Annotated in this window: 4 protein-coding genes; 2 read left to right on the top strand and 2 right to left on the bottom strand. The window is 35.8% G+C overall.

Going from position 1 to position 1,692, the window contains the following annotated elements; translation table 11 throughout:
- Window positions 1–468: hypothetical protein (locus CKF59_RS04000; RefSeq protein ID WP_147397112.1), on the bottom strand; the 468-nt coding region annotated here is incomplete at its 3' end.
- A gap of 191 nt (window positions 469–659) precedes the next feature.
- Window positions 660–794 carry a hypothetical protein gene (locus tag CKF59_RS08065; RefSeq protein WP_281270077.1) on the bottom strand — a complete coding sequence of 45 codons (135 nt, stop codon included), beginning with the start codon at window positions 792–794 and terminating at the stop codon, window positions 660–662.
- A 224-nt stretch (window positions 795–1,018) separates the two neighbouring features.
- On the opposite strand from CKF59_RS08065, the gene cyaY reads away from it, so the two are divergent.
- Complete coding sequence (gene cyaY / locus CKF59_RS03995; protein WP_119534687.1) at window positions 1,019–1,354, top strand: iron donor protein CyaY; 336 nt, start codon at window positions 1,019–1,021, stop codon at window positions 1,352–1,354.
- A gap of 56 nt (window positions 1,355–1,410) precedes the next feature.
- Window positions 1,411–1,692: hypothetical protein (locus CKF59_RS03990; RefSeq protein ID WP_147397111.1), on the top strand; the 282-nt coding region annotated here is incomplete at its 3' end.

Genomic DNA, 1,692 nt, shown 5'->3' with positions numbered 1-1,692 from the left:
TTGTTGCCAAGCTACAAAAATTTCTTTTTTCCTTTCTAAAAGCTGGTAGAAAGTAAAAGAATTGGTTAGAGGCTTAGCGACAAGTTGCCCATATTGAGCGAGTAATTTGGCAAATGTTGGTTGTTGACGTATTTGTTGCCAAGTGGCATAAGCTAGCTGTGTAAGTTGTTGGGCATGATAAAGGATGCCCGCTTGCGGAAGTTTAAGTAACTCGAGTTGGGTTAAAAACTTGACAGCTTCTTTGGCTTTGGCATCCAAAGGTAGAGCTAGGCTTTGAGTTTGAGCAAGAGTTTGTTGACAAAGTTGTTCGAGAGCCAAGTTCGCTAGTTGCTCAGGATCAAGAGGGGCAATTAGTGAAGCTAACTCTTGACCTTGTTGCTTAAATAACTCTAGTTCTTGTGCATCGGCTTCGAGCCAAGAATGGAGTAAAGGTGCGCAATTTTGGGCAAAATAATATTTAAAACTCATATGAGGTATAGTAAGTAGTAAAAAGGAGTATTAATTTTAAATTTAAAGCTAACTCAAGCTAAATTTAAATAGTTGTAATTCGGTTAGAACACACAGGTAAAAGCTGTGCCCATTTTACTTATTTTAACAAAAAAAGAGCCAAGAGCAGAACTCTTGGCAAGGATAATAAATTAGTAAAAAAAGCTTGAAGCTTAACGTGGACCTGGACCACCTTGTTGTTGCGGTGCAGGTTGACCAGCTCCTCCAATATTGCAAGACCAAAAAGGTACACAACTTGCAAGGGTTAGAGTTGCTAATAAAGCTGCTAAAACTTTAATCTTTTTCATAACTTGTTTAACTTGTATATAGATAATCTAAATGTAATTCAGCTAGGAGGACTTATTTTTCGTGTAGCGAGAAAGCCATTAGCTGAATTTTCAAAGACAAACTCTTGTCTAGAGAAAATATAAGGACTATTTTAAGAAAATCAAGGTGTAGAAACTTGAGCAAAATTTTTCCTTTTTTTGTAAAATAGTAGGGATGAATCTTGTAGGATTTAAGGAGCAAATTCATGACTATCGATACCCCTAGATATTTAGCTGAAATTGACCGTGTATGGAATGAAATTTCAGATACTTTAGAAGAGCAAGAAATTGATGTAGATGCCTATGTAATTGGCTCAGTATTTACCATAGAAAATGCCGATAAAGCCCAAGTAATTATTAATCGTCAAGAACCAAAACACGAACTATGGTTAGCTTCGACTGCGGGAGCTTCGCATTTTAGTTATGATCCGGAAAAAGATGATTGGATTAATACTGCGGATCAGCAAAGTTCATTTTGGTATTATTTAGATCTTGCCTTAAATGCTATTGGCGTACCGAAATTATTTAGTGACAAATATTAATAACCATTTTTTGAGGCAACTGTAAGGTTGCCTTTTCTTTGTTTAATTGAATAAATATGACAGCTAAGCTCAATTTGCAAAATTGGCTTTCAGGGTCAACTGATTATTGCCCTGAGGGCAATATTCTGCATCTTAAAGCAACTAACACTCAAGATCCGAATTTAAAGCATTTAGCTCAAGAAATAGATCAGGCATCTTTTACGATTCAACAATATCCTGGGTGGCAAAATGCAGAAATTGAAAATAACCAGGAGCTACATTTATATCGACAATTAAAAGAGCAAGCTTTAGAGAATTTAGCTCAAGTTAAGGTAGATCATAATTTACCTTTAACTCCT

This window comes from Psittacicella gerlachiana (genome assembly GCF_003585965.1).
GTDB lineage: Bacteria > Pseudomonadota > Gammaproteobacteria > Enterobacterales > Psittacicellaceae > Psittacicella > Psittacicella gerlachiana.
The sequence above is the reverse complement of the archived record's forward strand: the minus strand, read 5'-3'. Positions and strand labels throughout refer to the sequence as shown.